Source organism: Pseudomonas sp. Mb7 (genome assembly GCF_054790525.1).
Genome location: NZ_CP186501.1, coordinates 5,085,970 through 5,107,475, shown reverse-complemented (window position 1 = coordinate 5,107,475; position 21,506 = coordinate 5,085,970). Strand labels below are relative to the sequence as shown.

Genomic DNA, 21,506 nt, shown 5'->3' with positions numbered 1-21,506 from the left:
ACCATGTCACTGGTCAGTCATTGGGAACACGAATACGACAAGGTCAAAGTGCGCATTCACGGCTTGTTCACGCGCATGGAAATGGCCTGGATGAAACTCATCAGCGAGCTTGAGCCGCAGGAGTTTCAGGCGATCATCAAGCTGCTGCAACGCGGGCATGATCAGGCGCAGTACGTGCTGAAGAACGGCGAGTTGCCGGACGACGAACCGAGCGTACCCTGGGAGCTGTCCCACGGTCTGTCGATCCTGCGCATCGGCAACGCCGCACCGTTGCCGCAGTCCACCGATCAACTGGCGACCCGGGTGCTCAAGGACGGCAGCCTGCTCGGCTGTCGCAAGTGGGAACTGCTGGATCTGCTGTGGAGCGAGGCGCTGCTGAAGTGGATCGAAAACCTGCGCCATCACGCGACCTTCGGTACTGACCCGGCGGTGGTGCAAATGGATCGCGACGTGACCCTGGCGATTGCCGGCGACTGGGGCACCGGGCCGTTCGACAGTCATGCGCCGGCGGTGTCGGTGGCCAATCAGATGCAACTGGCCCAGGCCGATTTCACCATTCATTTGGGCGATGTGTATTACGCCGGCAGTCATTCCCAGGAAGACGTCGACATGGCCGGTTGGCCGATGGGTACGCATGGCTCGTTTACCCTCAATTCCAACCACGAGATGTACAGCGGCGCCCACGGCTACTTCAAGGAACTGGCCAAGCGTTTTCCGGGGCAGCAGGGCACCAGTTACTTCGCCTTGATCAACGATGACTGGCTGGTGGTAGGGCTGGATTCTGCGTACGCGTCTGATGCGATGAATTTGTACATGGACGGCACTTTGAACGAGCCGCAGATCGCGTGGATGAAAGGCCTGCCAAAACGCAAAAAGCTCATGGTGCTCAGCCATCATCAGGGCTTCGATATTTCCGGGCACAACAAGACCGCGCTGTATCAACCGGTGTGCGATGCGCTGGGGCGCGAGCCGGATTATTGGTATTGGGGGCATCTGCACAACGGCATCGTGTATGCGCAGCAGGGTGGTTTGCATGCGCGTTGTGCCGGGCACGGGGCGATTCCCTATGGCAATGCCAGCGAGCTGGACGGGCATTCGCGGGTGTTGTGGTCGGAGACGCAGGATGCCAAGGACCCGGCATATCCGCTGCGGGTGTTGAACGGGTACGCGAAAATCAGGTTGGTGGGGGAGGAGATATTTGAGGAGTTTATTGGTGAGGATGGATCGGTGAGGTGGTCATCACACTGACTGATCGTTCCCACGCTCTGCGTGGGAACGCCTCAACGGACGCTCCGCGTTCGGCCTTTTGGGACGCAGAGCGTCCCGGGCTGCACTCCCACGCAGAGCGTGGGAACGATCAAGCAGAAGACATCAGCCCTGGACCGGGACACCTTTTAGGTACGGCGCAGGCTCGGCGCCGAGGTTGCTCAACAGGCGCTCGCTGTACCAGTCGACGAAGTTAACCACGCCAAACTCATAGGTCTTGGAGTAAGGCCCGGGCTGGTAGGCGGTGGAGTTGATCCCGCGCTGGTTCTCTTCGGCCAGGCGACGATCCTGATCGTTGGTCGCGTCCCACACCTGACGCATACGCTCCACGTCGTAATCGACACCCTCAACCGCATCCTTGTGCACCAGCCATTTGGTGGTGACCATGGTTTCCTGCGCGCTGATCGGCCACACGGTGAAGACGATGATGTGGTCGCCCATGCAGTGGTTCCACGAGTGCGGCAGGTGCAGGATGCGCATCGAACCCAGATCCGGGTTCTTGATCCGGCCCATCAGTTTCGCGCAGCCCTGTTTGCCGTCGAGGGTCATCGACACGGTGCCCTTGAGCAGCGGCATGCGCACGATGCGGTTGCGCAGGCCAAAGCTGGCGTGGGCGTAAGGGATTTTCTCAGCTTCCCAGGCAGCAGCGGACGCAGCAACGTGATCCTTGAACGCTTGATCGGCGCGCGGGTCGGTGACGTCGTCCCACTCCAGCAGGGTTTTCAGCAGTTCCGGGTGAGACGCGTTGCAGTGGTAGCACTCGCGGTTGTTTTCCAGCACCAGTTTCCAGTTGGCCTTTTCCATCAAGGTGGTGGTGATCGCCACCTTGGTGTTCTCCATGTCGTACGGTTCCATGTAGTGGTTCAGCGTCGCCAGGAAGTCATCAATGGCCGGTGGATTCTCCGCTAGGCTGATGAAGATATAGCCGCCAGCAGTCTTCACGTTCACCGGTTTGAGGCCATATTGCTTCATGTCGAAGTCGGCGCCCATCTCGGTGCCGGCGAACAGCAGGCGACCGTCCAGCTCGTACGTCCACTGGTGGTAGTGGCAGACCAGTTTGGCAACCTTGCCTTTTTCGCTGGTGCACAGTCGCGAACCACGGTGGCGGCAGACGTTATGGAACGCGTGCACCACGCCTTCGGCGCCACGGATAACGATGATCGGGTTTTTGCCGATCTGCAGGGTCAGGTAGTTGCCCTTGGCCGGGATCTCGCAGGTCATGCCGGCGATCAACCACTCTTTCTGGAAGATCTCCTGCATGTCGATATCGAACAGCCGCTCGTCGCTATAGAACGGTTGCGGCAGCGAAAACGTGCGCTCGCGCTCCTGGAGCATTTGTGCGGTGGCCTTGCGTGCGGGTTCCAGCGGATCGCCCAGGCTGATTTTTGCGGTGACGTCCATCGATGTGATCCTCATGGCCATCTGCGTGGCCGGCGAAAAGTGGCTGATCAGGTGTGCTGCTAACGGTTGCTACGCAAGGTGTAAAGAATCTGTATTGGTGTTGGGGCGAGTGTGGGGCCGGCGCTGCCGCGAACCTTATCCATGGGCGACATGGTGCAATCTGTTCCCGACGCGCAACCCCCGGTGGTTGGGGGCTGGTCGCGATAAGTATGCCGATGTCGCGGATAGGTAAACGGGCGGTTCGCGCTATACGCAGAATCGCCGACATGAGGCCGACAGTCGGCCGTGGAGAACAGCATGTCCAACAGCTTCCTGAATCCGGTCACCACCCAGACCTGGGCCAATGGCCGACACATCGTCCGTTGCGTCAAAGTCATCCAGGAAACCTGGGACGTGCGCACCTTCTGCTTTATGGCCGATCAGCCGATCCTGTTCTTCTTCAAGCCCGGGCAGTTCGTGACCCTGGAGCTGGAAATCGAAGGCCAGCCGATCATGCGCTCGTACACGATCTCCAGTTCGCCGTCGGTGCCGTACAGCTTTTCGGTGACGATCAAACGGGTGCCGGGCGGTAAGGTTTCCAACTGGCTGCACGATACGCTGCATGAAGGCCAGGAGCTGGCGGTGCACGGGCCGGTCGGGCTGTTCAATGCCATCGACTTTCCGAGCCCGAAAGTGCTGTACCTCAGCGGCGGCGTCGGCATCACGCCGTGCATGTCGATGGCGCGTTGGTTCTACGACACTAACGCCAACGTCGACATGACCTTTATCCACAGCGCGCGCTCGCCGAAAGACATCATTTACCACCGCGAGCTGGAACACATGGCGTCGCGGATTGACAACTTCAGCCTGCACCTGATTTGCGAGAAGCACGGCTTGGGCGAGCCGTGGGCCGGGTATCGCGGCTACCTCAATCACAAGATGCTTGAGTTGATGGTGCCGGACTTCCTTGAGCGCGAAGTGTTCTGCTGCGGCCCGACGCCGTACATGAACGCGGTCAAGCGCCTGCTGGAAGTGGCCGGTTACGACATGTCGCGTTATCACGAGGAATCCTTCGGTGCTACGCCACCGGAAGCTCGTGCCGATGCGGTCGAGCAAGCCGAACAGGCAGCCGATGCGCCAGAAATCGATGCAGCGGATCTGCATCAGGTCGAATTCACTTCGTCGGGCAAGAGCATTCGTGTTGCACCGGGCGAGACGGTGCATGCGGCGGCGGCCAAGCTGGGGTTGATGATTCCGAAGGCGTGCGGCATGGGGATTTGCGGGACGTGCAAGGTGCTCAAGCTGGGTGGTGAAGTGGAGATGGAGCACAACGGCGGGATTACCGAGGACGATGAGGCGGAAGGGTTTATCTTGTCGTGCTGCAGTGTGCCTAAAGGGGATGTGCGAATCGATTTTTGAGTGGGGCGAATTTTTGCGTACGGCATGCCCCTCACCCCAGCCCTCTCCCAGAGGGAGAGGGGGCCGACGGAGGTGTCTTGAGGGATCCATCGACCTGAAAGATCGAGTCGACTATGGATTCAGTAAAGCAGTTTCACGTCGGCGTAATTCTCAAATATCTCCCAATCAGTCCCCTCTCCCTCCGGGAGAGGGCTAGGGTGAGGGGCTTTTCAGTCGATAAACAAATCCGGCATGAGTGCCGCGTCGCTTTCTCGATCAAAGCGATATTGACCGAACTCCGTCACACCGCTCTCCCGCAAAATCTCCTCATCAATCAACAACCGCCCGGTAATCTGCCGCCCGCTGCTATCCAGAATCACATGCGCCGCATCCGCCATGATCGCTGGCGTTCGCGCCTGCTTGAACGACTCCCGATTACCCAACTGAAATTCAATCGCCGCCGTCGCAATCATCGTCTGCGGCCACAACGAATTGACACTGATCCCGTAACTGGCAAATTCCTCGCTCATCCCGATCGTCAGCATGCTCATGCCGTATTTGGTCACGGTGTAAGGGCTGAACTGTGCAAACCATTTGCTCGCCAGATTTAGCGGCGGCGACAGGTTGAGAATGTGCCCGGCGGATTTTTTCAGATAAGGCAGGGCGGCCTGGCTGCACAGCAACACCGCGCGGGTGTTGATCTGGTGCATCAGGTCGAAGCGTTTGAGCTCGATGTGTTGCACACCGGTGAGTTTGATCGCCCCGGCGTTGTTCACCAATGCATCGATGCCGCCGAAATGTTCGTTGGCCTGAGCCAGTGCCTGGCGTACGGCGTCTTCATCACGCACATCGACTTGCAGGGCCAAAGCCTTGCCGCCCGCTGCTTCGACTTCCGCTGCGACGCTGTGAATGGTCCCGGGTAACTTTGCGTGGGGTTCGGCGCTCTTCGCCGCAATCACGATATTGGCCCCGTCCCTGGCGGCCCGTAGCGCAATCTCACGGCCAATGCCACGGCTGGCGCCGGTGATGAACAGGGTTTTGCCTTGTAACGACATGCCGATGCTCCTGCTTATTGTTATGTGAGCGGAGGGCTCGACAGACAATGTAGACCAAGTCTTTCAGGGCAGAAGGAAGGCGTTTGATCGTTCCCACGCTCCGCGTAGGAATGCAGCCGTCGACGCTCCGCGTCATAGCGGTGTTAAGCATGTCGACAGTGGTGAGGCTGGAACGCGGAGCGTTCGGAGAGGCATTCCCACGCGGAGCGTGGGAACGATCAGTGGGGTGGAGTCGGATCTGATCGTTCCTACGCTCTGCGTGGGAATGCAGCCCGGGACGCTCCGCGTCCCATTTCAATACCAGCACTGAACCTCAGTCAGCCCCGGCATTCCCGTGTAGTTTCTGGCACTCGAATAACGCCAATGCTCTGGCAAATCCACATACCCGCGTTTCACCGGGTTGTTGTGGATGTATTCAAGCTTCTGGCGCATGACCGATTCGCTATAAACCATCTCTGCGTGGGAGCCTTCCTGCCACAACTGGTAAACCCGGTCTTGCTTGTGCGCACGTTTGCTAAAGCGCAGACGTTGCAGGGCTTTGTCTGCACCTTTGCTTTGCAGATCATCGATGATTTGTCGCGCGGTGAAAGATTTGAACTGGCTGAGGCATTTACTCAGGTCGGGCGCCTGAGCGACGAAGTGAAGATGGTTTTCCAGAATCACGTAGCCGTACAGCTTCAAGTCATGGTGGGTCTGTTGATAACGCCAGCAGTTGAGCAGGTGGTCGACGATGTAGGGACGGATGAACAGCGGCAACCACTCCATGACCGTGCAGGTCAGAAAATGTGGCTTTTCGGTTTCGGTAAGGGTGTAGCGGCTGCGGCCCATGGGATTCTTCCTTGAATCTTGCGGTGCATTGGAGATGGAACGCGGAGCGTCCCGGGATGCGTTACCACGCGGAGCGTGGGAGCGATCAGGATGAGGCGGGTGGCATGTTCTCGCTAGAAGAGAAGTCTGGTGTTGCGGTGGGAAAAATCATTCCCGATCGAAGATCGTTCCCACGCTCTGCGTGGGAAGGCAGCCGTCGACGCTCTGCGTCATAGCGGTGTTAAGCATGTCGACAGTGGTGAGGCGGGAACGCGGAGCGTCCCGGGAGGCATTCCCACGCGGAGCGTGGGAACGATCAGTGCAGGGGGATCAGGCGGACATGACTTCGCGGATGTCGCGGGCCAGTTCGCGGACGCGTTCTTCTTCGGTGTCCCAGGAGCACATGAAGCGCGCGCCGCCCTTGCCGATGAAGGTGTAGAAGCGCCAGTTCTTCGCGGTCAGCGCGGCGATGGCTGGTTCCGACAGTTGCAGGAACACGCCGTTGGCCTGGACCGGGAACATCAGTTCGACGCCTGGAATGTCGCTGACCAGCTCGGCCAGCAGTTGCGCGCAGTGGTTGGCGTGGCGGGCGTATTTCAGCCAGGCGCCGTTTTCGAGAATGCCGACCCAGGGTGCCGAGAGGAAACGCATTTTCGACGCCAGTTGTCCGGCCTGTTTGCAGCGGTAATCGAAATCTTCGGCCAGTTTGTGGTTGAAGAACAGGATCGCTTCACCCACGGCCATGCCGTTCTTGGTGCCGCCGAAGCACAGCACATCGACACCGGCCTTCCAGGTCAGATCCGCCGGCGAGCAGCCGAGGAAGGCGCAGGCGTTGGAGAAACGCGCGCCGTCCATGTGCAGGTGCAGACCCAGTTCTTTGCAAGTGGCGCTGATGGCGCGGACTTCTTCCGGGGTGTAGACACTACCGACTTCAGTGGCTTGGGTCAGGGTCACCACACGCGGTTTCGGGTAGTGAATGTCCTGGCGCTTGAGCGCGACTTCGCGGATCGATTGCGGGGTGATCTTGCCGTTTTCGGTGCCGGCGATCAGCAGTTTCGAGCCGTTGGAGAAAAATTCCGGGGCGCCGCATTCGTCAGTTTCGACGTGGGCGGTTTCCGAGCAGATCACGCTGTGGTAACTCTGGCACAGCGACGACAGGGCCAGCGAGTTGGCGGCGGTGCCGTTGAAGGCGAAGAACACTTCGCAGTCGGTTTCAAACAATTGGCGGAAATGGTCGGCCGCGCGTGCGGTCCATTCATCGTCGCCATACGCGCGCTGGTGGCCGTGGTTGGCCTGTTCCATTGCAGCCCAGGCTTCAGGGCAGATACCGGAGTAGTTGTCGCTGGCGAATTGTTGGCTCTTGTCGGTCATGGCCGGCTTCCGTGGTCGAGACTCTTGTGAAGGCTCGTGGTCAATGAGGGTGCGCACTTTACCGAAGATCTTCCGGGGAGCACACGGGATGTCACGTTCAGGAAATTACCAGTTTGTAGGACGATTATGCACTTGAGCAAACGCGACGGCGCACTGGATCTGCTCAAGTGGCTGGCGCTGCTGTGCATGTTGCTCGATCACCTGCGATATGCCGGGTTCTCCGCCGATTGGCTGTATGTGCCTGGGCGGCTGGCGTTTCCGTGGTTTTGCCTGGCGATGGCGGCGAATCTGGCGCGCGCAGGGTCGCGGAGGATGGAATGGCGCTATCTGGGCTGGTTGATGCTGTTCAGTGCAGTCAGTGAGATTCCCTATCGGCTGTACATTCCTGAGCCCGATACGTTGAACGTGATGCCGACGCTGGCGTTGGGCTTGCTGGTGGCGCGGGGGTGGCAGGATCCCTCGATCATGTCGCGATTGCTCGGTGTTGCTGTGCTGGTGCTGGCCGCCATGTTTCCGGAACGGCTGATGTTCGGTTTCTTCGGGATTCTGCTACCGCTGGCAATGCTGTTGGTGTTTCGCCGTCCGTGGTACTTCAGCTTGCTGCCGGGTTTGATATGCCTCGCAGCGAATCAATGGCAAGTGCTGTACGACTCGGCGAGGTTCGGCAGTAGCGTCGCCATTCTCGGTATTGCGACATGCCTGTTTGCGCCAATGCTAGGAATGTTCCTGTTGCGACATGGGCGACATCTCCAGCCGACACCGATGCGGCGCTGGGCCTATACCCTTTATCCCGCGCATTTTCTCCTCTTGCTACTTATCCGCCAGGTCGCCGCATAACCCTGTGGGAGCTGGCTTGCCAGCGATAGTGGTGGGTCAGCCACCATCAATGCCGGATGTGCCGCCGCCATCGCTGGCAAGCCAGCTCCCACAAGGTTCTCCAGTGTTTTCGAGATCGAGTCTGGTAATGGCATTTCCAGCCATGTCGTAAACGCACCTTTGCGTGGCGCGCGCAGGCATTTGAGCTGTCTGCGCCGGTCATACCATCGGCATCAAAGGGCACTGCCTTCATTGCCAGTGCCTTACCGAGACGAATGGCGCACAGATGCCGCTGGGAGAGACGCGATGTTCAGCAAGCAAGACCAGATCCAGGGTTACGACGATGCACTGCTGGCGGCGATGAATGCCGAGGAGCAACGTCAGGAAGATCACATCGAGCTGATCGCGTCGGAGAACTACACCAGCAAACGCGTGATGCAAGCGCAAGGCAGCGGCCTGACCAACAAATACGCCGAAGGCTATCCGGGCAAGCGCTACTACGGTGGCTGCGAGCACGTCGATAAAGTTGAAGCACTGGCCATCGAACGCGCCAAGCAACTGTTCGGCGCCGATTACGCCAACGTCCAGCCACACTCCGGTTCATCGGCCAACAGTGCTGTTTACCTGGCGCTGATCCAGCCGGGCGACACCATCCTCGGCATGAGCCTGGCCCACGGCGGGCACCTGACCCACGGCGCGAAAGTGTCGTCTTCGGGCAAGCTCTACAACGCCGTGCAGTACGGCATCAACACCGACACCGGGCTGATCGATTACGACGAAGTCGAGCGTCTGGCCGTTGAGTCCAAGCCGAAAATGATCGTCGCCGGTTTCTCCGCTTACTCGAAGACGCTGGACTTCCCGCGCTTCCGTCAGATCGCTGACAAGGTCGGTGCGCTGCTGTTTGTCGACATGGCCCACGTTGCCGGTCTGGTCGCCGCCGGTCTGTACCCGAACCCGCTGCCGTACGCCGACGTGGTCACCACCACCACGCACAAAACTTTGCGCGGTCCACGTGGCGGGCTGATCCTGGCCAAGTCCAACGAAGAAATCGAGAAGAAGCTCAACGCTGCCGTGTTCCCCGGCGCCCAGGGCGGCCCGCTGATGCACGTCATCGCCGGTAAAGCCGTGTGCTTCAAGGAAGCGCTGGAGCCCGGCTTCAAGGCGTATCAGCAACAAGTGATCGACAACGCTCAGGCGATGGCCAGCGTGTTTATCAAACGTGGCTACGATGTAGTGTCCGGCGGCACCGACAACCACTTGTTCCTGGTCAGCCTGATCCGTCAGGGCCTGACCGGCAAAGACGCCGACGCCGCCCTTGGCCGCGCGCACATCACCGTCAACAAGAACGCCGTGCCGAACGACCCGCAGTCGCCATTCGTGACCTCGGGCCTGCGCATCGGCACCCCGGCCGTCACAACTCGTGGCTTCAAGGTGACCCAGTGCGAAGTGTTGGCCGGCTGGATCTGCGACATCCTCGACAACCTCGGCGATGCCGATGTCGAGGCCAATGTTGCCCAGCAAGTGTCGGCCTTGTGCGCAGACTTCCCGGTTTATCGCTGAGTGTTCTGGAGTAACTGACTATGCAACGCTATTCGGGCTTCGGCCTCTTCAAACACTCCCTCAGCCACCACGAAAACTGGCAGCGCATGTGGCGCACGCCGACGCCGAAGAAGGTCTACGACGTGGTCATCGTCGGCGGCGGCGGGCACGGTCTGGCGACGGCTTACTACTTGGCCAAAGAACACGGCATCACCAACGTCGCCGTGGTCGAGAAGGGCTGGCTGGGCGGCGGTAACACCGCGCGCAACACCACCATCGTGCGCTCCAACTACCTGTGGGACGAGTCGGCGCACCTGTACGAACACGCGATGAAATTGTGGGAAGGCCTGTCGCAGGATCTCAACTACAACGTGATGTTCTCCCAGCGTGGCGTCTACAACCTGTGCCACACCCTGCAGGACATCCGTGATTCCGAGCGTCGGGTCAGCGCCAACCGCCTCAATGGCGTCGATGGCGAACTGCTCAACGCCAAGCAAGTCGCTGACGAGATTCCGTACCTCGACTGCTCGAAAAATACTCGCTACCCAGTGTTGGGCGCGACTGTTCAGCGTCGCGGCGGCGTTGCCCGTCACGATGCCGTGGCCTGGGGCTTTGCCCGTGCCGCTGACGCCCTCGGTGTCGACTTGATCCAGCAGACCGAAGTGATCGGCTTCCGCAAGGAAAACGGCGTGTGCATCGGTGTCGAAACCAACAAGGGCTTCATCGGCGCCAAGCGCGTCGGCGTGGTCACGGCCGGTAACTCCGGGCACATGGCCAAACTCGCCGGTTTCCGCCTGCCGATCGAATCCCACCCGCTGCAAGCGCTGGTGTCCGAGCCGATCAAACCGATTATCGACAGCGTGATCATGTCCAACGCCGTGCACGGTTACATCAGCCAGTCCGACAAGGGCGACCTGGTGATCGGCGCCGGTATCGACGGCTACAACGGCTACGGCCAGCGTGGTTCGTACCCGGTGATCGAACACACCATTCAGGCCATCGTCGAGATGTTCCCGGTGTTGTCCCGCGTACGCATGAACCGCCAGTGGGGCGGCATCGTCGACACCACCCCGGACGCTTGCCCGATCATTTCGAAAACCCCGGTACCGAACATGTTCTTCAACTGCGGTTGGGGCACCGGTGGCTTCAAGGCCACACCTGGCTCGGGCAACGTGTTTGCCGCGAGTCTGGCCAAGGGTGAAATGCACCCGTTGGCCGCACCGTTTTCCATCGACCGTTTCCACAACGGCGCACTCATCGACGAACACGGCGCTGCTGCCGTCGCCCACTAACAGGAGAAATCCCCATGTTGCATATCTTCTGTCCTCACTGCGGCGAGTTGCGCTCCGAAGAGGAATTCCACGCATCCGGCCAGGCGCACATTCCGCGCCCGCTCGATCCAGGCGCCTGCACCGACGAGGAGTGGGGCGACTACATGTTCTTCCGCGATAACCCGCGCGGACTGCACCACGAACTGTGGGATCACGTCGCCGGTTGCCGCCAGTACTTCAACGTCACCCGCGACACCGTGACTTACGAGATTCTCGAAACCTACAAGATCGGCACCAAGCCGCAATTCACCGACAAGGCTGATTCGGCGAAAACAGCCACGACGGCGCTGGGAGAGAAGGTATGAGCCAGACCAATCGCCTGTCCAACGGTGGACGGATCGACCGCAACAAAGTGCTGAGCTTCACCTTCAACGGTCAGAGCTACAAAGGCTTCGAGGGTGACTCGCTGGCCGCCGCACTGATCGCCAACGGCGTCGATATCATCGGCCGCAGCTTCAAGTATTCGCGTCCGCGCGGCATTTTCGCTGCTGGTGCCGAAGAGCCGAACGCGGTGCTGCAGATCGGTGCTACCGAAGCCACGCAGATTCCCAACGTGCGCGCCACGCAACAGGCACTGTATCAAGGTCTGGTTGCGACCAGCACCAACGGCTGGCCGAGCGTCAACAACGACATGATGGGTATTCTCGGCAAGGTCGGCGGCAAGCTGATGCCGCCGGGTTTCTACTACAAAACCTTCATGTACCCGCAGTCGTTCTGGATGACCTACGAGAAGTACATTCGCAAGGCTGCCGGTCTGGGCCGTTCGCCGACCGAGAATGATCCGGACACCTACGACTACATGAACCAGCACTGCGACGTGCTGATCGTCGGCGCTGGCCCGGCCGGTCTGGCCGCTGCCCTGGCCGCTGCGCGCAGCGGTGCCCGAGTGATTCTGGCCGATGAGCAGGAAGAGTTCGGTGGCAGCCTGCTCGATTCCCGCGAAAGCCTCGACGGCAAACCGGCGATGGACTGGGTCGCCAGCGTCATCACGGAACTGAAGAACACCCCGGACGTGCTGCTGTTGCCGCGCGCCACGGTCAACGGTTACCACGACCACAACTTCCTGACCATTCACGAACGCCTTACCGATCACCTCGGCGACCGTGCGCCCATCGGTCAGGTGCGTCAGCGTATTCACCGTGTTCGCGCCAAGCGTGTCGTGCTGGCGACCGGTGCTTGCGAGCGTCCGCTGGTTTACGGCAACAACGATGTGCCGGGCAACATGCTTGCCGGTGCGGTGTCGACTTACGTGCGTCGTTACGGCGTAGCACCGGGCAAGAAGCTTGTCCTCAGCACCAACAACGATCACGCCTACCGCGTGGCACTGGATTGGCTCGACGCCAGTCTGCAAGTGGTGGCCATCGCCGATGCGCGCAGCAATCCGCGTGGTGCGCTGGTGGAAGAAGCCCGCGCCAAAGGCATCCGCATTCTCACCGGCAGCGCCGTGATCGAAGCCCGTGGCAGCAAGCGTGTTACCGCTGCTCGCGTTGCCGCGATCGATGTCAAAGCGCACGCCGTGACCAGCCCGGGCGAATGGCTCGACTGCGATGTGATCGCCAGTTCCGGCGGTTACAGCCCGGTCGTTCACTTGGCCTCGCACCTCGGTGGCAAGCCGACCTGGCGTGAAGACATCCTCGGTTTCGTTCCGGGCGAAGCACCGCAGAAGCGCGTGTGCGTTGGTGGCATCAACGGCGTGTACGGTCTCGGCGATTCGCTCGCTGACGGTTTTGAAGGTGGCGTGCGCGCTGCCGCTGAAGCCGGTTTCCAGACCGTCGAAGGCGTGCTGCCAAAAGCCCTGAGCCGTCTAGAAGAGCCGACGCTGGCGCTGTTCCAAGTGCCGCACGAAAAGAACACCGCACGGGCGCCGAAGCAATTCGTCGATCTGCAAAACGATGTGACCGCTGCTGCGATCGAACTGGCGACCCGCGAAGGTTTCGAATCGGTCGAACACGTCAAACGCTACACCGCGCTGGGTTTCGGCACCGATCAGGGCAAGCTCGGCAACGTCAACGGTCTGGCCATCGCGGCCCGCTCGCTGAACGTGACCATCCCGCAGATGGGCACCACCATGTTCCGTCCGAACTACACGCCGGTGACTTTCGGCGCCGTGGCCGGTCGTCACTGTGGGCACATCTTCGAGCCGGTGCGCTACACCGCGCTGCATGCCTGGCATGTGAAGAACGGTGCCGAGTTTGAAGACGTCGGTCAGTGGAAGCGTCCATGGTACTTCCCGAAAAACGGTGAAGACCTGCATGCCGCCGTGAAGCGTGAATGCAAAGCTGTGCGCGACAGCGTCGGCCTGCTCGACGCCTCGACCCTCGGCAAGATCGACATTCAAGGCCCGGATGCCCGCGAGTTCCTCAACCGCGTGTACACCAACGCCTGGACCAAACTTGACGTGGGCAAGGCTCGCTACGGTTTGATGTGCAAAGAAGACGGCATGGTCTTCGACGACGGTGTGACGGCGTGCCTGGCCGACAACCATTTCGTCATGACCACCACCACCGGCGGCGCGGCGCGCGTGCTGCAGTGGCTGGAGCTGTACCACCAGACTGAATGGCCGGACATGAAGGTTTACTTCACCTCCGTGACTGACCACTGGGCGACCATGACCCTGTCCGGGCCGAACAGCCGCAAGCTGCTCAGCGCCGTGACCGACATTGATCTGAGCAACGAAGCGTTCCCGTTCATGACCTGGAAAGAAGGTCTGGTCGGCGGCGTGCCGGCGCGGGTGTTCCGCATCTCGTTCACCGGTGAGCTGTCGTACGAAGTCAACGTGCAGGCCGACTATGCGATGGGCGTGCTGGAGAAAATCGTCGAGGCCGGCAAGCAGTACAACCTGACCCCGTACGGCACTGAAACCATGCACGTCCTGCGTGCCGAGAAGGGCTTCATCATTGTCGGTCAGGACACGGACGGCTCGATGACCCCGGATGACTTGAACATGGGCTGGTGCGTCGGTCGCACCAAACCGTTCTCGTGGATCGGCCAGCGTGGGATGAACCGTGAAGACTGCGTGAAGGATCAGCGTAAACAGTTGGTCGGCCTGAAGCCGATTGATCCGAATGTCTGGCTGCCGGAAGGCGCGCAATTGGTGTTCAACACCAAGCAGGCGATCCCGATGACCATGGTCGGCCACGTGACGTCCAGCTACGCGCACAACTCCCTCGGTTATTCGTTTGCCATGGGTGTGGTCAAGGGCGGTCTGAAGCGCATGGGTGAGCGGGTGTTTGCACCGCTGGCAGATGGCAGCGTGATCGAGGCGGAGATTGTTTCTTCGGTGTTCTTTGATCCGAAGGGTGATCGCCAGAACATCTGACACTGATCGTTCCCACGCTCTGCGTGGGAATGCATCCCGGGACGCTCCGCGTCCCAAGAGCGGACGCAGAGCGTCCATGGCGGCATTCCCACGCAGAGCGTGGGAACGATCAAGAATTCAGGAAGGTGCTTTATGACCACAGCCAATGTTTACCAACAACGCCCGACCACCGGCGCCAAGGCCGAGTCGTCGCTGCACCATGCCGACCTCGCCAGCCTGGTCGGCAAGGGCCGCAAGAACGCCGGCGTGATCGTGCGGGAAAAGAAACTCCTCGGCCACCTGACCATTCGTGGCGATGGCCACGATGCCGCGTTCGCCGCCGGTGTGCACAAGGCCCTGGGTATCGAACTGCCCGGCGCTCTGAGCGTGATCGTCAAAGGCGAAACCAGCCTGCAATGGATGGGCCCGGATGAGTGGCTACTGATCGTGCCGAGCGGTGAAGAATTCGCCGCCGAACAGAAACTGCGTGAAGCCCTGGGCGATCTGCACATCGCGATCGTCAACGTCAGCGGTGGCCAGCAGGTGCTCGAACTGAGCGGCCCGAACGTGCGTCAAGTGCTGATGAAATCGACCAGCTATGACGTGCATCCGAATAACTTCCCGGTCGGTAAAGCGGTGGGCACGGTGTTCGCCAAGTCGCAGCTGATGATTCGCCACACCGCTGAAGACACTTGGGAACTGCTGATTCGTCGCAGCTTCTCGGATTACTGGTGGTTGTGGTTGCAGGATGCTTCGGCTGAGTACGGGTTGAGCGTTCAGGCCTGAAAGATCAAAAGCCACCCCTCACCCCAGCCCTCTCCCCCAGGGGGAGAGGGGGAAGGGAGCAGATTTGTGTGTTTTTCGAGCCTGAGTTCGACGCGATATTTCAGGTCGGCGTAGCTCGAACGAACACCTCGGTCAGTCCCCTCTCCCTCTGGGAGAGGGCTAGGGTGAGGGAAAAACCTGACACCCCGCACAAAGAACAGGAGTCACCGCACCATGAGCCGCGCCCCAGACACATGGATTCTGACCGCCGACTGCCCCAGCGTCCTCGGCACCGTGGACGCGGTGACGCGTTTTCTGTTCGAGCAGGGTTGCTACGTCACCGAGCACCATTCGTTTGATGACCGCCTCTCCGGGCGTTTCTTCATTCGCGTGGAATTCCGCCAGCCCGACGGCTTCGACGAACAATCCTTCCGCGCCGGTTTAGCCGAACGTGGTCAGGCCTTCGGCATGATCTTCGAGCTGACCGCGCCGAACTACCGGCCAAAAGTGGTGATCATGGTCTCCAAGGCCGATCACTGCCTCAACGACTTGCTCTACCGCCAGCGCATCGGCCAGTTGTCGATGGACGTCGCGGCGGTGGTCTCCAATCACCCGGACCTCAAACCGCTGGCCGACTGGCACCAGATTCCCTACTACCATTTCCCCCTCGACCCCAACGACAAACCGTCGCAGGAACGTCAGGTGTGGCAGGTGATCGAAGAGTCCGGCGCCGAACTGGTGATCCTCGCGCGCTATATGCAGGTGCTGTCGCCGGAGCTGTGCCGCAAGCTCGATGGCAAGGCGATCAACATTCACCACTCGCTGCTGCCGGGTTTCAAGGGCGCCAAGCCGTATCACCAGGCCTACAACAAGGGCGTGAAACTGGTTGGCGCGACGGCGCATTACATCAATAACGACCTGGATGAAGGGCCGATCATTGCCCAGGGTGTCGAGGCGGTGGATCACAGTCATTACCCTGAGGATCTGATTGCCAAGGGGCGCGATATTGAAGGCCTGACGCTGGCGCGGGCGGTTGGGTATCACATTGAAAGAAGGGTGTTTCTCAACGCCAATCGCACGGTCGTTCTTTAGGCCGCCATCGCTGGCAAGCCAGCTCCCACAGGGATTTGTGTCGTACACAGGATTTGAATCCAATCCGAACCTTGTGGGAGCTGGCTTGCCAGCGATGAGGCCCTGACAGGCAACACATAAACAGCATCTGTACCCGAGCACTCAACGCGCTGCCTGCCTGGGCAACGCGGTTCCATAAAAACAACAGCGAGGTGAAAGCATGTCTGGCAATCGTGGTGTGGTGTATCTCGGCGCTGGCAAGGTCGAAGTACAGAAAATCGACTATCCGAAAATGCAGGACCCGCGCGGTCGCAAGATCGAGCACGGGGTCATTCTCAAAGTGGTTTCCACCAACATCTGCGGCTCCGACCAGCACATGGTGCGCGGCCGTACCACGGCGCAAACCGGTCTGGTGCTGGGGCACGAGATCACCGGCGAGGTGATCGAAAAAGGCTCCGACGTCGAAAACCTGAAAATCGGTGACTTGGTCTCCGTACCGTTCAACGTGGCTTGCGGGCGCTGCCGTTCCTGCAAAGAGCAACACACCGGCGTGTGCCTGACCGTCAACCCGGCCCGTGCCGGCGGTGCTTACGGTTACGTCGACATGGGCGACTGGACCGGTGGCCAAGCCGAGTACGTGCTGGTGCCATACGCCGACTTCAACCTGTTGAAACTGCCGGACCGCGACAAGGCCATGGAGAAAATCCGCGACCTGACCTGCCTCTCCGACATCCTCCCTACCGGTTACCACGGCGCCGTCACTGCCGGCGTTGGCCCGGGCAGCACCGTTTACATTGCCGGCGCCGGCCCGGTCGGTCTGGCCGCTGCCGCTTCCGCGCGTCTGCTCGGTGCGGCGGTGGTGATCGTCGGCGACGTCAACACCATCCGCCTGGCCCACGCCAAGGCGCAGGGTTTTGAAATCGTCGACCTGTCCAAGGACACGCCGCTGCACGAACAGATCGCCGCACTGCTGGGCGAGCCGGAAGTGGATTGCGCAGTGGACTGCGTCGGCTTCGAAGCACGCGGCCACGGCCACGACGGCGTGAAAGCCGAGGCTCCGGCCACCGTACTCAACTCACTGATGGGTGTGGTGCGCGTGGCCGGCAAGATCGGTATTCCCGGCCTGTACGTCACCGAAGATCCGGGCGCTGTCGATGCCGCCGCGAAAATGGGCAGCCTGAGCATTCGCTTCGGTCTGGGCTGGGCCAAGTCGCACAGCTTCCACACCGGCCAGACGCCGGTGATGAAATACAACCGTCAGCTAATGCAGGCGATCATGTGGGATCGCATCAACATCGCCGAAGTGGTGGGCGTGCAGGTGATCAGCCTCGATCAGGCGCCGGAAGGGTATGGCGAGTTCGATGCAGGCGTGCCGAAGAAGTTTGTGATTGATCCGCATAAGTTGTTTAGTGCGGCGTAAGGCTTAAGTTCGATACAAAACGGCGACTTCAGGGGCGCCGTTTTTTTGTTTAGAGCCAAGGTCAAAAGCTACCCCTCACCCCAGCCCTCTCCCGGAGGGAGAGGGGGCCGACCGAGGGATGCTCACAATTTACGCCGACCTGAAAATACCGCTGTGAATCCATAATCGGCTCGGTAATTCAGGTCGATGAAACTCGAGAGAACACCACGGTCAGTCCCCTCTCCCTCTGGGAGAGGGCTAGGGTGAGGGGCTTTACAAGGCCGCCAACGTCCCTTGATACAGCACCGGCCCCGTCGGCTGCCCGGTCGGCGAACCACCTTTCGGTTCCAGGCTCACTGCCAGCGCAATCGGTTTGCCGATCAACACCTTCTGCGCCTCGTTCAACTCAACCTTGCCTTTGCCGCCCGCCGGAATAACGCCGAGGGAAATCGGTTTGCCATCCGCCGGAATCGCCCACAGCTCCAGGCTACGATCCGAATCAACCGCCGCCAGCGTCAGCGGCTCAACTTGCAGATAATCCGCATGCGCTTCGACCTTCAGCGCCGGTTGCGCATCGGCGGTCAGCAGCGTGGCGCGGTAGCGGGCGTCGTCGCGGTTGTACAGCGAGCCGAGGAGCACCAGCACGGCAATGGAGCAGATCGCAGCGGTGAGTCGCAGCCAGTTCCAGAATGGCCGTTTCTCAGGCACATGCAGCACCTGCGGTTCGATGCGCGCGGTGATGCCTTGCCACACGCGGTCGGGCACCGGATGTTCCGGCAGCGCTTCGGTGAGAGAGACGAGGCTTTCCTGCCATTGCGCCAGTTCAGCCCTTAATGCCGCGTCATCCAGCAGCAACTGTTCAAAGCGCCGCCGCGCAGGTGCAGACATCAGGCCAATCGCGTAATCGGCGGCGAGGGCGCGGCGCAGGGCAGGGGTCTGGTAGTTCATGATTCAAGGCACCGGCGCAGACGTTCGAGGCCACGGCGAATCCAAGATTTGACTGTCCCCAGTGGCGTGGCGAGATGTTCGGCGAGTTCCGTGCACGACAATCCTTGAAAGTAGGCCACGGTGATTGACTGGCGCTGCATGCTTTCGAGGGTTTCGAGGCATCGGTTCAGCGCGTTGGCCTCACGGGCGCTGTTCAGTTGCTCGTGAACCGAGGGGCTTTCGTCCGGCAGTGTGTCCTGTTCCAGATCGGTCAGTGGCCTTTCGCGATGTTTACGCAACTGATCGATGGCCTGATTACGGGTGATGTTGATCATCCAAGTCAGCGGCGCCGACAGGTGCGCTTCGTAGCGCGAGGCGTTGTTCCAGATGCGCACGAAGCTTTCCTGCAGCACTTCCTCCGCCAGATCGGTGCGGCCCATAAACCGCAGGGCGACGCCATGCAGACGCGGGCCGACGCTGCGGTACAGCGTTTCGAAGGCGCGACGATCGCCCAGTGCACACTGGGCCAACAGCTGGCGCAACTGATCGGTGTCGGCGATGGAAATGACCACTCTCCAGGCAAAGGTCGAGCGACGAGGGCTGGGCTCGGACTGTTCACAGGCTAGTTCAGCGACAGCGGTTGTGCCATTCATCGCGAAGGTGTCCGGGATTTCACGTTTTATATACGCAGGCCGGACGAAAATGGATGCGCCGCGCCGGAACATGCCGGCGGATACCCGGTCAAACCGGCAGTTTCACTGCTCGTGCAACGGGTGGTTTTCACAGCGCAAGAGGATGTCTGAATGAAGATTTCACGCGGTTTTGCCTTGGCATCGCTCCTGACCCTGGCCGCCGGGCCGGTGTTTGCCGGTTTCAGTCTGAACGACGTCGCTGGTGCGGTTTCGGGGATGCAGGGCGGTGACAAGGCGGCCGCTGCGGCGCCGACCTCGGAAACCGCCGGTTTGCTCAGTGCTCTCAGTGCGCTGGATGTCACGCCGGAGCAAGCCGTTGGCGGCACCAGTGCGATGCTCGGTCTGGCCAAGAATCAATTGAGCAGTACCGATTATTCGCAGTTGGCCAAAGAAGTGCCAGGCATCGACAAACTGTCGGGTGGCAGCGGCAATCTGGCGGCGTTGGGCGCTTTGCTCGGCTCGTCCGGCAAGTCCGCCGGGCTGGAGAATGCGCTGGGCAACGTCAAGGACACCAATGACCTGAACAATGCCTTCAGCGCATTGGGCATGGACAGCGGCATGATCGGCCAGTTTGCCCCTGTGCTGTTGCAATACCTCGGTCAGCAGGGCGTCGGCGGTTCGCTGCTGAGCAGCCTGGGCAGCATCTGGGGTGCCGGCACCGGTAGCTGATTCAGCCGCGTTCGCTGCGCAGTTCGGCGATGCGCTGATCCTTCTCGTTCCAGAGCTGGTTGACCCAGTTCTGGACCGTCTGGCGGAACGCCGGATCATTCTCGTAATCGCCCTGCCACAGTGCCGGGTCGAGTTCGCGGGTCTTGATGTCGATGATCACGCGCGGCACTTTGCCGCTGATCAAATCCCAGAAACCCGGGATGTTCGCCTGTGGATAAACCACCGTGACATCGAGAATCGCATCCAGCTGTTCACCCATCGCCGCCAGCACAAACGCTACGCCACCGGCCTTGGGCTTGAGCAAATACTTGAACGGTGATTGCTGCTGCGCGCTTTTCGCGGCGGTGTAGCGCGTGCCTTCCAGATAATTCACCACGGTCACTGGCTGACGCTTGAACAGCTCGCAGGCCTGTTTGGTGATTTCCAGATCCTTGCCGGCCAGCTCCGGATGTTTTGCCAGAAATGCCTTGGTGTAGCGTTTCATGAAGGGGTAATCCAGCGCCCACCACGCCAGTCCGAGAAACGGCACCCAGATCAGTTCTTTCTTGAGGAAGAATTTGAAGAACGGCGTGCGGCGGTTGAGGGTCTGGATCAGCGCCGGAATGTCGACCCACGACTGGTGGTTACTGACCACCAGATACGAAGTGTCACTGCGCAAGTCTTCGCCACCGCGAATGTCCCATTGGGTGGGGATGCACAGGCGGAAAATCAGCTTGTCGATCTCGGCCCAGGTCTCGGCGATCCACATCACCGCGCCCGACGCGTAATCGCGCCAGCGGCCTGGTGCGATCAGTTTGAGCAGAGCAAATACCAGCAACGGCCCGATCAGGATCAGGGTGTTGAGCAACAGCAGCAGGGTGACGAAACAGCCGGTGAGCAGGCGGCGCATAAGCAACTCTTTGCAAACGGATGGGCACGCCATGATAAGCAGCTTCGCGCGACAGGCCAAATCGGCGGTGACGAATGTTTCACTTTAGTCGCGTTAACCTGATCGTTCCCATGCTCTGCGTGGTAACGCCGCCCGGGACGCTCCGCGTCCCTGTGACGCAGAGCGTCACTGGATGCATGCCCACGCAGAGCGTGGGAACGATCAAGCGCGCAACGGTCTAAAATCCCGTTGCCCAACCTCTCAAGGAAGCCCCTTACGTGAAATCCCTCCTTGCACTGTTTGCCCTCGTCGCCCTGCCGGTCATGGCCGCCGAGCCGACCCTGTACGGGCGCTATGAATACATCGCGCTGCCGGAAATCGGCGGTGAAGTGCTCAAGGCCAAGATGGACACCGGCGCCCTGACCGCCTCGCTGTCGGCCAAGGACATCGAGACCTTCACCCGCGATGGCGATGAATGGGTGCGGTTCAGCCTCGCCACCAAAGACGCCAGCAACAAGGTCTATGAACACAAGGTCGCGCGGATCAGCAAGATCAAGAGCCGTTCGGATGAAGAGGACGAGGGCGAAAGCACCGAAGTCGCCAAGCGCCCGGTGGTCGATCTGGAACTGTGTCTGGGTAACGTCAAGCGTACCGTCGAGGTCAACCTGACCGACCGCAGCAACTTCAACTACCCGCTGCTGATCGGTGCCAAGGCCTTGCGTGAATTCGGCGCGGCAGTGAACCCGGCGCGGCGCTTCACCGCCGACAAACCGGACTGCTGAACCAAGTGGTCTCATTGACGTAACGTCAGGCTTGGGGCACCGTTCGCGCACCTAACCCACGGGCTCGGACGC

Annotated in this window: 19 protein-coding genes; 12 read left to right on the top strand and 7 right to left on the bottom strand. The window is 60.5% G+C overall.

The window, feature by feature from the left end:
• Positions 1-3: 3 nt before the first annotated feature.
• Positions 4-1,248: a metallophosphoesterase family protein gene (locus ACOYXH_RS23085; protein ID WP_095050267.1), complete on the top strand. Its 1,245-nt coding sequence runs from the start codon at positions 4-6 to the stop codon at positions 1,246-1,248.
• A gap of 123 nt (positions 1,249-1,371) precedes the next feature.
• On the opposite strand, the gene gbcA is transcribed toward ACOYXH_RS23085, so the two are convergent.
• Complete coding sequence (gbcA, locus tag ACOYXH_RS23080) at positions 1,372-2,667, bottom strand: glycine-betaine demethylase subunit GbcA (protein ID WP_095050268.1); 1,296 nt, start codon at positions 2,665-2,667, stop codon at positions 1,372-1,374.
• 297 nt (positions 2,668-2,964) lie between these two features.
• On the opposite strand from gbcA, the gene gbcB reads away from it, so the two are divergent.
• A complete protein-coding gene (gene gbcB / locus ACOYXH_RS23075) occupies positions 2,965-4,065 on the top strand; it encodes a glycine-betaine demethylase subunit GbcB (protein ID WP_007911227.1) in 1,101 nt (366 codons plus the stop codon).
• A 209-nt stretch (positions 4,066-4,274) separates the two neighbouring features.
• Here gbcB and ACOYXH_RS23070 read toward each other — a convergent pair whose 3' ends face one another.
• The 3 genes from ACOYXH_RS23070 to ACOYXH_RS23060 all read right to left on the bottom strand — a co-directional run bounded on the left by ACOYXH_RS23070 (position 4,275) and on the right by ACOYXH_RS23060 (position 7,277).
• Positions 4,275-5,099, bottom strand: a complete 825-nt coding sequence (locus ACOYXH_RS23070; RefSeq protein ID WP_095050269.1) for an SDR family oxidoreductase — start codon at positions 5,097-5,099, stop codon at positions 4,275-4,277.
• Positions 5,100-5,393: 294 nt separating this feature from the next.
• Positions 5,394-5,927, bottom strand: coding sequence for an REP-associated tyrosine transposase (locus ACOYXH_RS23065; protein ID WP_258708916.1), 534 nt, complete (start codon positions 5,925-5,927; stop codon positions 5,394-5,396).
• A 309-nt stretch (positions 5,928-6,236) separates the two neighbouring features.
• Entirely contained in the window at positions 6,237-7,277 is a 1,041-nt protein-coding gene (locus ACOYXH_RS23060; RefSeq protein WP_093429910.1) for a threonine aldolase family protein, read from the bottom strand.
• 126 nt (positions 7,278-7,403) lie between these two features.
• Between ACOYXH_RS23060 and ACOYXH_RS23055 the strand changes: the two genes are divergently transcribed.
• The 8 genes from ACOYXH_RS23055 to fdhA all read left to right on the top strand — a co-directional run bounded on the left by ACOYXH_RS23055 (position 7,404) and on the right by fdhA (position 17,517).
• Entirely contained in the window at positions 7,404-8,114 is a 711-nt protein-coding gene (locus ACOYXH_RS23055) for a TraX family protein (protein ID WP_220557094.1), read from the top strand.
• A 285-nt stretch (positions 8,115-8,399) separates the two neighbouring features.
• On the top strand, positions 8,400-9,653 hold the full coding sequence (locus ACOYXH_RS23050) for a serine hydroxymethyltransferase (protein ID WP_007913117.1): 1,254 nt from the start codon (positions 8,400-8,402) through the stop codon (positions 9,651-9,653).
• Positions 9,654-9,673: 20 nt separating this feature from the next.
• Positions 9,674-10,924, top strand: a complete 1,251-nt coding sequence (locus tag ACOYXH_RS23045; protein WP_034155011.1) for a sarcosine oxidase subunit beta — start codon at positions 9,674-9,676, stop codon at positions 10,922-10,924.
• Between the two features lie 14 nt (positions 10,925-10,938).
• Positions 10,939-11,268 carry a sarcosine oxidase subunit delta gene (locus ACOYXH_RS23040; protein ID WP_007913119.1) on the top strand — a complete coding sequence of 110 codons (330 nt, stop codon included), beginning with the start codon at positions 10,939-10,941 and terminating at the stop codon, positions 11,266-11,268.
• Entirely contained in the window at positions 11,265-14,282 is a 3,018-nt protein-coding gene (locus ACOYXH_RS23035) for a sarcosine oxidase subunit alpha (RefSeq protein ID WP_460066258.1), read from the top strand. The genes ACOYXH_RS23040 and ACOYXH_RS23035 overlap by 4 nt, the downstream gene beginning before the upstream one ends.
• 132 nt (positions 14,283-14,414) lie before the next feature.
• The gene (locus ACOYXH_RS23030; protein WP_008086919.1) at positions 14,415-15,047 is read left to right on the top strand and encodes a sarcosine oxidase subunit gamma; all 633 of its coding nucleotides are present in this window, start codon (positions 14,415-14,417) and stop codon (positions 15,045-15,047) included.
• A 213-nt stretch (positions 15,048-15,260) separates the two neighbouring features.
• Positions 15,261-16,118, top strand: a complete 858-nt coding sequence (gene purU, locus ACOYXH_RS23025; protein ID WP_008086918.1) for a formyltetrahydrofolate deformylase — start codon at positions 15,261-15,263, stop codon at positions 16,116-16,118.
• Positions 16,119-16,317: 199 nt separating this feature from the next.
• Positions 16,318-17,517, top strand: coding sequence for a formaldehyde dehydrogenase, glutathione-independent (gene fdhA, locus ACOYXH_RS23020; protein WP_093429915.1), 1,200 nt, complete (start codon positions 16,318-16,320; stop codon positions 17,515-17,517).
• A 252-nt stretch (positions 17,518-17,769) separates the two neighbouring features.
• On the opposite strand, the gene ACOYXH_RS23015 is transcribed toward fdhA, so the two are convergent.
• Positions 17,770-18,444 carry an anti-sigma factor gene (locus tag ACOYXH_RS23015; protein ID WP_258708914.1) on the bottom strand — a complete coding sequence of 225 codons (675 nt, stop codon included), beginning with the start codon at positions 18,442-18,444 and terminating at the stop codon, positions 17,770-17,772.
• Positions 18,441-19,076 (bottom strand): RNA polymerase sigma factor, encoded by a 636-nt coding sequence (locus tag ACOYXH_RS23010; RefSeq protein ID WP_095050274.1) that lies wholly within the window; start codon positions 19,074-19,076, stop codon positions 18,441-18,443. Before ACOYXH_RS23010 ends, ACOYXH_RS23015 begins: the two co-directional genes overlap by 4 nt.
• Positions 19,077-19,226: 150 nt before the next feature.
• Here ACOYXH_RS23010 and ACOYXH_RS23005 point away from each other — a divergent pair, with 150 nt between their 5' ends.
• Positions 19,227-19,784 carry a DUF2780 domain-containing protein gene (locus ACOYXH_RS23005; RefSeq protein WP_095112740.1) on the top strand — a complete coding sequence of 186 codons (558 nt, stop codon included), beginning with the start codon at positions 19,227-19,229 and terminating at the stop codon, positions 19,782-19,784.
• A gap of 1 nt (position 19,785) precedes the next feature.
• Here ACOYXH_RS23005 and ACOYXH_RS23000 read toward each other — a convergent pair whose 3' ends face one another.
• Positions 19,786-20,673, bottom strand: coding sequence for an acyltransferase (locus ACOYXH_RS23000; RefSeq protein ID WP_095050276.1), 888 nt, complete (start codon positions 20,671-20,673; stop codon positions 19,786-19,788).
• Between the two features lie 257 nt (positions 20,674-20,930).
• On the opposite strand from ACOYXH_RS23000, the gene rloA2 reads away from it, so the two are divergent.
• A complete protein-coding gene (gene rloA2, locus ACOYXH_RS22995) occupies positions 20,931-21,434 on the top strand; it encodes a retropepsin-like aspartic peptidase RloA2 (RefSeq protein WP_460066252.1) in 504 nt (167 codons plus the stop codon).
• Positions 21,435-21,506 lie beyond the last annotated feature (72 nt).

Coding starts and splice junctions, on each gene's coding strand:
- ACOYXH_RS23085 (WP_095050267.1), top strand. CDS start 4: ATGTCACTGGTCAGTCATTGGGAACACGAATACGACAAGGTCAAAGTG.
- gbcA (WP_095050268.1), bottom strand. CDS start 2,667: ATGGACGTCACCGCAAAAATCAGCCTGGGCGATCCGCTGGAACCCGCA.
- gbcB (WP_007911227.1), top strand. CDS start 2,965: ATGTCCAACAGCTTCCTGAATCCGGTCACCACCCAGACCTGGGCCAAT.
- ACOYXH_RS23070 (WP_095050269.1), bottom strand. CDS start 5,099: ATGTCGTTACAAGGCAAAACCCTGTTCATCACCGGCGCCAGCCGTGGC.
- ACOYXH_RS23065 (WP_258708916.1), bottom strand. CDS start 5,927: ATGGGCCGCAGCCGCTACACCCTTACCGAAACCGAAAAGCCACATTTT.
- ACOYXH_RS23060 (WP_093429910.1), bottom strand. CDS start 7,277: ATGACCGACAAGAGCCAACAATTCGCCAGCGACAACTACTCCGGTATC.
- ACOYXH_RS23055 (WP_220557094.1), top strand. CDS start 7,404: ATGCACTTGAGCAAACGCGACGGCGCACTGGATCTGCTCAAGTGGCTG.
- ACOYXH_RS23050 (WP_007913117.1), top strand. CDS start 8,400: ATGTTCAGCAAGCAAGACCAGATCCAGGGTTACGACGATGCACTGCTG.
- ACOYXH_RS23045 (WP_034155011.1), top strand. CDS start 9,674: ATGCAACGCTATTCGGGCTTCGGCCTCTTCAAACACTCCCTCAGCCAC.
- ACOYXH_RS23040 (WP_007913119.1), top strand. CDS start 10,939: ATGTTGCATATCTTCTGTCCTCACTGCGGCGAGTTGCGCTCCGAAGAG.
- ACOYXH_RS23035 (WP_460066258.1), top strand. CDS start 11,265: ATGAGCCAGACCAATCGCCTGTCCAACGGTGGACGGATCGACCGCAAC.
- ACOYXH_RS23030 (WP_008086919.1), top strand. CDS start 14,415: ATGACCACAGCCAATGTTTACCAACAACGCCCGACCACCGGCGCCAAG.
- purU (WP_008086918.1), top strand. CDS start 15,261: ATGAGCCGCGCCCCAGACACATGGATTCTGACCGCCGACTGCCCCAGC.
- fdhA (WP_093429915.1), top strand. CDS start 16,318: ATGTCTGGCAATCGTGGTGTGGTGTATCTCGGCGCTGGCAAGGTCGAA.
- ACOYXH_RS23015 (WP_258708914.1), bottom strand. CDS start 18,444: ATGAACTACCAGACCCCTGCCCTGCGCCGCGCCCTCGCCGCCGATTAC.
- ACOYXH_RS23010 (WP_095050274.1), bottom strand. CDS start 19,076: ATGAATGGCACAACCGCTGTCGCTGAACTAGCCTGTGAACAGTCCGAG.
- ACOYXH_RS23005 (WP_095112740.1), top strand. CDS start 19,227: ATGAAGATTTCACGCGGTTTTGCCTTGGCATCGCTCCTGACCCTGGCC.
- ACOYXH_RS23000 (WP_095050276.1), bottom strand. CDS start 20,673: ATGCGCCGCCTGCTCACCGGCTGTTTCGTCACCCTGCTGCTGTTGCTC.